This is a genomic window from Ancylobacter defluvii (genome assembly GCF_018390605.1).
Taxonomy (GTDB): Bacteria; Pseudomonadota; Alphaproteobacteria; order Rhizobiales; family Xanthobacteraceae; genus Ancylobacter; species Ancylobacter defluvii.
Genome location: NZ_JAHBGD010000023.1, coordinates 1 through 6,545 on the forward strand (window position 1 = coordinate 1; position 6,545 = coordinate 6,545).

The 6,545-nt window shown below is 67.0% G+C and carries 8 protein-coding genes and 1 tRNA gene; 6 read left to right on the plus strand and 3 right to left on the minus strand.

Annotated features, from left to right (window positions below):
• Positions 1–2: 2 nt before the first annotated feature.
• Positions 3–584, minus strand: a complete 582-nt coding sequence (locus KHC24_RS16270; RefSeq protein ID WP_213364380.1) for a DUF502 domain-containing protein — start codon at positions 582–584, stop codon at positions 3–5.
• Between the two features lie 581 nt (positions 585–1,165).
• Here KHC24_RS16270 and KHC24_RS16275 point away from each other — a divergent pair.
• Entirely contained in the window at positions 1,166–1,600 is a 435-nt protein-coding gene (locus tag KHC24_RS16275) for a hypothetical protein (protein ID WP_213364381.1), read from the plus strand.
• A gap of 148 nt (positions 1,601–1,748) precedes the next feature.
• On the opposite strand, the gene KHC24_RS16280 is transcribed toward KHC24_RS16275, so the two are convergent.
• Positions 1,749–1,824, minus strand: a tRNA-Ala gene (locus KHC24_RS16280).
• 152 nt (positions 1,825–1,976) lie between these two features.
• Positions 1,977–2,378, minus strand: a complete 402-nt coding sequence (locus tag KHC24_RS16285) for a TIGR02300 family protein (protein WP_213364382.1) — start codon at positions 2,376–2,378, stop codon at positions 1,977–1,979.
• A gap of 158 nt (positions 2,379–2,536) precedes the next feature.
• On the opposite strand from KHC24_RS16285, the gene aroA reads away from it, so the two are divergent.
• The 5 genes from aroA to KHC24_RS16310 all read left to right on the plus strand — a co-directional run bounded on the left by aroA (position 2,537) and on the right by KHC24_RS16310 (position 6,159).
• Positions 2,537–3,907: a 3-phosphoshikimate 1-carboxyvinyltransferase gene (aroA, locus tag KHC24_RS16290; protein ID WP_213364383.1), complete on the plus strand. Its 1,371-nt coding sequence runs from the start codon at positions 2,537–2,539 to the stop codon at positions 3,905–3,907.
• Positions 3,904–4,533 (plus strand): (d)CMP kinase, encoded by a 630-nt coding sequence (gene cmk, locus KHC24_RS16295; protein WP_213364384.1) that lies wholly within the window; start codon positions 3,904–3,906, stop codon positions 4,531–4,533. Before aroA ends, cmk begins: the two co-directional genes overlap by 4 nt.
• A gap of 51 nt (positions 4,534–4,584) precedes the next feature.
• Positions 4,585–4,986: a carboxymuconolactone decarboxylase family protein gene (locus KHC24_RS16300; protein WP_213364385.1), complete on the plus strand. Its 402-nt coding sequence runs from the start codon at positions 4,585–4,587 to the stop codon at positions 4,984–4,986.
• Positions 4,983–5,774: a precorrin-6A synthase (deacetylating) gene (cobF, locus tag KHC24_RS16305; protein WP_213364386.1), complete on the plus strand. Its 792-nt coding sequence runs from the start codon at positions 4,983–4,985 to the stop codon at positions 5,772–5,774. The genes KHC24_RS16300 and cobF overlap by 4 nt, the downstream gene beginning before the upstream one ends.
• Positions 5,775–5,943: 169 nt before the next feature.
• A complete protein-coding gene (locus tag KHC24_RS16310; RefSeq protein WP_213364387.1) occupies positions 5,944–6,159 on the plus strand; it encodes a hypothetical protein in 216 nt (71 codons plus the stop codon).
• The last annotated feature ends 386 nt before the right edge of the window (positions 6,160–6,545 follow it).

Here is a 6,545-nt window from a genome sequence, read left to right on the forward strand (position 1 = left end):
GTTCATCTCGCTGGCGCCATGATCTGGCTCAAATGAATGTCGATCCGACCTAGGCGCTTTACCAGTGTCATCGCCTGGGCCATCGACATGGTGAGCGGCTGCACCCGGTCCGCGGGCAGATACATCACGTTTCCCGACATGGGTGTCGGTGCCTGGGGGACGAAGATTGTCGTCCAGCCGTTCGGCAGTGTTTCGAGCAGGTACCCGATCTGCCAGCCTCCATCGATGCTGACGAGAGCCACCTTGACGCCCTCCATGTTCTCGACCTGCGCCATCCCCTGGGCAACACTTTTCACCAGTTGATATTGCGGCATGCCGCCGAGCAGTGAGGTTTCCGACCAGCGCATGACCCGTCGTCCGGGCCTCGTCCTGGCGACTAGGCCGGCAAACAGCGAGATCAGCACAAGGAGGAGGATGGCGAGTATGTTCTCGCTGTGCAGGCCGACGATGGAACCGGCCGGCAGGAGATGGGCAACCGGCTCGGCGATCGCCGCCATCAGCTTGACCGCGTGGCCGATCACGATCACCACGAGAATGATCGGCAGGAGAAACAGCAACCCGCCGGCAAGTGTCGCCTTTACCAAGCCAGCAACCGATACCGGGCTCTTCCCATTATTTTCCGGTAACATAGCCCCACCCGTTCTTCCCCACAGCGTGCTCCAAGTTGGGGCACTCGACAATATGCCCGGCGTCTCAGCTGTCCAAATGAGGCGGAGCGGTGATCATACCCCACTAGTCTGGCTACCCCCCTCAACATCACCCCACTCCCAGCCGCCACGTCGCCGCTGGCGAGGAACTGGATGCCGGCGGATTCGAGGGCGGCTACGACTGCTGCGATATTGTTGGTCATCCCAGACGGAGGGCCATCGCTGGCTTCCATTCTCTTGAGGGTCGGCACGGAAATGTTCGATCGCTGCCATGACCGCCAACACCCTTAACGAGCCCCTAACCCCCGACAACGACGACGACCGCGAAGCCCGCTGGCGGCTTCATGACAACTCGTAAGCACTGCGAGCCAACTGCACACAATGATTTGGTTCACGCAGGTGGCATGGCAGGAGGGCTTTGAGTGCGACCGGGCAATGATGGACCAGGCGCTCACGTGCTGCTGTCGCTGGCGCTCGACCTCGAAACAACAGCATATGAGATTGTGTGAGGCCGCCCGATGAGCGCACAGCCGAACATCGAACGCATCATAGACGAGGCCATCGTCCTCGCCGATCTCACGGGACCACAGACCGGCACGGCGCCCACGCCTCGCGCGCCACGCTTCCTGGCGCCCGTCGACCAGACGCCGGTCGAGTTCACCGGCGAGGAGTGCGATAGAATATTCGCCCAGCTTCCTTTCATCACGAACACGCCCACAGGCCGGAACTTTTGGGCTGTCGAGCCGGCGGGCAACTCGGCAACGGATTGCGCCGTCGCTGCTGCCCACGGGGCGACGCTCGTCGCAGCGATGCAGTCCCCGACGTGCAGCTACTTTACCGGCCGCGTGGTGTTGGGCTGGGTTCTTGCCGACATCGCCGAGAAGGGCAACGCCGCGCACCTCGCCGGATTTCTGGGCGCCTTGAGCGAAGGATTGACACGCCACTGCCACTGAGCAGCCGGCATAGCCCAGCAACCTAGCCCCGTCACGCGAATGGTGATTCGGGTGAGTGTGTCCGCCGCCGTTGAGCGGCTGCTGGCTACAATGTAGCTACAAAATTTGTAACCAGTAGCGGGAAGTGCACCTAAGTGCTTGATTTAATTGGTGGAGCCAGGCGGAATCGAACCGCCGACCTCTTGAATGCCATTCAAGCGCTCTCCCAACTGAGCTATGGCCCCACCGGGGGCGTCGGGCGTACGAGCCTCACGAATGCGGCTCGCTTGGGGATCACCCGACTTGTCGCGGCGGCTTCAACCGCTGCGGTGCGCTCGTAAAGCACAGGGCGAAGGAGACTGCAAGTCTCGAATTCTCCGCCCTGTGGATTTCGCCGTCAGCCTTCCTCGTCGTCCTCGAGGCCGTCGCCGATGAGATCGGTGACATCATCGCCGTCGTCCTCGTCTTCCTCGAGGAAGGTGTCGTCCTCATCGCCATCGGCATCGACCTCGTCGTCGATCTCGATATCGTCGTCGGACGTCGCCGCCTTGGCCGGGCTGGCGGCCTCCTCGTCGGCGTCCTCCAGCGACACGAGCTCGACGTCCTCGGCCTCCTCGGCTTCGTTTTCCGCCGGGGTCTCGGCCGGGCGGCTGGGTTCAGGCCGGCCGCGGGTGATCGGAGCGGTGATCGGTACAATCTGCCCGGTATAGGGCGAGATCACCGGATCCTTGTTCAGATCGTAGAATTTGCGCCCCGTGACGGGGCAGACACGCTTGGTGCCAAGTTCAGGTTTCACCACGGATAGGACCTCGGAAGGTGGTGGGTGAAAAAGGGTGGCTCCCATTGGACGCAGCTTCTTGCGCTGTCAAGACGCAATCGCGCTAAGCCGTGACGCGGCTCACATCGCCGTGTAAGGAGAATTCGCGCCCCATCTAAGCTTCTCCCGAGGTGCCTTCAATGAGTGCCGTTGTTCTTTCGTCCGGTGGATATGCCGCGGCGCCCTCCCCGGCTACCGCGTTGCGTTCCGGTCCGCTTTCAGGGGGCGTGAGGGTACCGGGCGACAAATCCGTGTCGCACCGGGCGCTGATCTTCGGAGCCCTCGCCATCGGCGTGACGCGGATCACCGGACTGCTGGAAGGCGAGGACGTGCTCAACACTGCCAAGGCCTGCGCGGCGCTGGGCGCGCGGGCCGAACGGCTCGATGTCGGCGAATGGCGCGTCGAGGGTGTCGGCATTGGCGGGCTGCGGGCGCCGGAGGCGCCGCTCGATTTCGGCAATTCCGGAACCGGCGCCCGGTTGGTGATGGGAATGGTGGCCGGCAGCCCGGTCGAAGCCATCTTCGACGGCGACGCCAGCCTGCGCCGCCGGCCGATGCGCCGTATCCTCGATCCCCTTGAAAAGATGGGTGTTTCCGTTGAGCAAGCCGCCGAGGGCGGGCGCCTGCCGATCCGACTCAAGGGGCCGGGCGATCTCATCCCGATCACCTATGAGAGCCCGGTCGCCTCGGCGCAGATCAAGTCGGCGGTGCTGCTCGCCGGGCTCGGCGCGCCGGGCGAGACGACGCTGATCGAGAAGGAAGCCAGCCGCGACCACACCGAGCGCATGCTGGCGCATTTCGGCGCCGATGTGCGGGTGGAGCCTTATGGCGAGCATGGCCGCAAGGTGACGCTGCAGGGCCGGCCGGAGCTGAAGCCGGCGCCGATCGCCGTGCCGGCGGACCCGTCTTCCGCTGCCTTTCCGCTGGTGGCGGCGCTGATCGTGCCGGGCTCCGACATCAACATAAAGGGGGTGATGACCAACCCGCTGCGCACCGGATTGTTCAAGACGCTCAAGGAGATGGGTGCCTCGATCGAACAGCTTGGCGAGCGCGCGGAGGGCGGCGAGACCGTCGCCGATCTGCGCGTGCGGCACTCCGCGCTCACCGGCGTCGACGTGCCGGCGGAGCGGGCGCCGTCGATGATCGACGAGTACCCGATCCTCGCGGTGGCGGCGTCCTTTGCTCGCGGCACCACGCGGATGCGCGGCCTTTCCGAGCTCCGGGTGAAGGAATCCGACCGGCTGGCGGCGGTGGCGGCGGGGCTTGCCCAGGCTGGGGTCGTACATTCCATCGAGGGTGAGGACCTCATCGTCCACGGCTCCGGCGCGGTGCCGGGCGGCGGCACGGTGGCCACCCACATGGATCACCGCATCGCCATGAGCTTCCTCATACTGGGGCTCGCCTCCGGCAAGCCTATGAAAATAGATGACATTTCCTTCGTCGCCACCAGCTTCCCGGCCTTCGTGCCGCTGATGACGGGGCTCGGCGCCGCCCTCGAGGTGACTTCGTGATCATCGCCATAGACGGGCCGGCGGCATCGGGGAAGGGCACCGTCGCGCGGGCGCTGGCGGCGCATTTCCGGCTGCCGCATCTCGACACCGGCCTGCTCTATCGTGCTGTCGGCGCTGAGGTTTTGGCGCGCGGGCTGGATTTTTCCGATGTGCCGGCGCTTGCCGGCCTCGCGGCGGCGCTCGATGTGCAGAACCTCGACGGCGAGGCGCTGCGCACCGGCCCGGTGGGTGAGGCCGCCTCGCGGGTGGCGGAAATTGCCGAGGTACGGCAGGCACTTATCGATCTTCAGCGCGACTTTGCCCGCCAGCCGGGCGGGGCGGTGCTGGACGGGCGGGACATCGGCACCGTGATCGCTCCCGAGGCGGAGGTGAAGATCTTCGTCACCGCGAGCCCGGAAGCCCGCGCCGCCCGGCGCTATGCCGAGCTGTCGGCGCGCGGCGAACCGGTGACGCCGCAGTCGGTGCTGGAAGATATTCTCAAGCGCGATCAACGCGATAGCAGCCGCGCCGCCGCACCGCTGCTGCGGGCGGTGGATGCCGAGCTGATCGACAATACCGAACTCGACAAGCAGGCGAGCATCGCCCGGGCGCTGGAGATCGTCGCCCGCCGCACCGGTCGCGGCTGAGCGTCGGGTGAGTGCGGTGCGGTGTATGATCAGGCCAGGATACGATGCGCGATGACCAATGAGACCGAAACCGACCGGCTGACGCGCGGACAGGCGAAGCTGGCTGAGATCACCGGCCGCTCCGGCGAGCAGGTGATGACCGCGCTCGCCGATATCGCCCCCGATTTCGCCCGCTATATTTTCGAGTTCGGCTATGGCGACATCTATTCCCGCCCCGGCCTCGATTTGCGCACCCGCATGCTGGCCACCGTCGCCGGGCTGGTGACGCTCGGCCATGCCGAGCGCGAGCTGGAGGTGCATATCGGCTCGGCGCTGAATTGCGGCGCCACCCGCGACGAGATGGTGGAGACCATCATGCAGATGGCGCTCTATGCCGGCTTCCCGGCGGCGCTGAACGCGCTGTTCGTCGCCAAGCGGGTGTTTGCCGCGCGCGAGGGCGCGCCCGAGGAATGAGCCGGCGCGTCCTGGTCATCGGCATCGGCATGGGCGACCCCGCCGCTCTGACGCTGCGGGCCGTCGAGGCGATCAATCGCGCCGATGTGTTCGTGCTGCTCGACAAGGGCGAGGCGGCGGCCGAGCTGATCGCGATGCGCGAGGCGATCCTCGCCGCGCATCGGCGGGCGCCGTGGCGGACGGTGACGCTGGCGAGCCCGGCGCGGGGGCAGGAGGGGCGCGACACCTCGGGCGGCTACCGCGCCGGCGTCGAGGCCTGGCATGGCGCGCGGGCGGCGCTGCTGGCGCGGGCGATCGCCGAGGAGGTGCCCGAGGGCGGCACCGGGGCGCTGCTCGTCTGGGGCGACCCGATGCTCTACGATTCGACGCTGCGGGTGCTGGAGCGTGCCGCCGGGATGGGGGTGCCCTTCGAGGTGGAGGTGGTGCCGGGCATCACCGCGGTGCAGGCGCTGTGCGCGGCGCACCGCATGCCGCTCAACGGCATCGGCGAGAATGTCGAGGTGACCACCGGGCGGCGCGTGGCGCAGGCGACGCCCGCGGCGCCGGCCTTCGTGGTGCTGCTCGACGACGGCGCCGGGCTCGCCGCGCTGATGGCGCGCGGCTGGGACGGGCAGGTGTGGTGGGGCGCCTATCTCGGGACAAAGGACGAGATGCTGCTGGCGGGACGGCTCATGGAAGTGGGCGCGGAAGTCCTGCGCCGTCGCGCCGAGGCGCGCGCGCGAAAAGGCTGGGTGATGGATGTGTGGCTGGGGCGGGACGCCGCCGGCCGGCCGAGCCACAGCGCGTAGGCCGGAGATCCCGGCTGGAACCGGGGCCGTGCGGCGCGCGCGGATGGCCGGATCCAGTATCGTGCTTCCGTTCCGGTGCCGCCATGCCGCATGATCGCTTGTCGCCGGCTGGCGCGCTTTCGGCCAGCCTCGGCCAAGCCTCGTCCCATTCCGCTTCCGGAGACCGATCATGGCCGTCCCCGCCCCGCTTGCCGATATCGAATCCAGCTATGTGCCGACCCATCCCGAGGAGATCCACGGCGGCTACGATATCCGGGTCGGCAACTTCATCCGGCTGCAAGGCACCGGGCGGATCACCCCGGCCGGGCTGGTGTGCGGCGGGATTTGCGCGGCAACGGTGCTGCTGGCGACGGCGGTGCTGGTGCGGGCCGCGCGGGGGCGGTGAGCGGGGCGGTGGTTCATAGGGCTGCGGCGCGGGGATAGGGCGCGGGCGGTTTCAGGGGAACTGGAGCGGCCGCTGCACCTCCGCTGGGGCGCCTATCTCGGCCCAACGGACGAGATGCTGGTGGCCGGGCGGCTCGATGAGGTGGGGCCGGGGATACTTGCGGCCCGCGCCGAGGCGCGGGCGCGGAAGGGGGTGGGTGATGGATGTGTGGTTGGTGCGGGGGATGGGTGGGTAGGACCGGCATGTACCGTGACGCCCATCCTCTACGCCGCGGCCCAATTTCACCAGTCTGTAGATTTTTGTTCGCTGACAGCGAACTTTTCTTTACAGCACTAGAGCGGATCGACATTCAGGATTCCCATCCGAGGTAATCGCTGATTCATAGA